The organism is Streptomyces sp. URMC 129, from assembly GCF_051386415.1.
Taxonomy (GTDB): Bacteria; Actinomycetota; Actinomycetes; order Streptomycetales; family Streptomycetaceae; genus Streptomyces.
Map to the genome: position 1 here is coordinate 1 of NZ_JBPQTQ010000303.1, position 533 is coordinate 533.

Below are 533 nucleotides of genomic sequence, written 5' to 3' on the forward strand. Positions count from 1 at the left end.
ATCCCCAACCGCTGACTCCCCTGCCCCGCAAACAAGAACCCCACCCGATGACCCGCCGCCGCCACGCCGGTGACGAGGCCCTTCGCCGGTTGGCCATCAGCCAGGGCATCGAGAACGCGCTTCAATTCCCCGTGGTCCGGCGCGATCACCCCGGCCCGGTGGTCCAGTGCGCTTCGACTCGTGGCGAGAGACAGCGCCAGGTCGGCGAGTTCGTGGTCGGGATGGTTCTCGACGTGCGCGAGCAGTCGTCCGGCCTGGGCGCGGAGTGCTGCCGCGTCCTTGCCGGACAACACGAGCGGCAGCACCGGCGTCGCGGGCCGGGGAGGCTCGACCGGTACCGCAGGAGTGTGCGTCGGGGCCTGCTCGATGATGACGTGGGCGTTGGTGCCGCTGAACCCGAATGACGAGACGGCGGCCCGACGCGGGTTCCCGTTCTCCGGCCAGGCGACGGCCTCGGTCAACAGCCGTACCGCGCCCGCCGACCAGTCCACGTGCGGCGACGGCTCATCGACGTGCAGCGTGCGCGGCAGCAG

At 71.3% G+C, this 533-nt stretch carries 1 protein-coding gene; it reads right to left on the reverse strand.

Annotated features, from left to right (window positions below; translation table 11 throughout):
- Positions 1–533, reverse strand: a 533-nt coding sequence (locus ACSNOC_RS27895) for a ketoacyl-synthetase C-terminal extension domain-containing protein (protein WP_436750355.1), incomplete at both ends; no start/stop codon positions are given.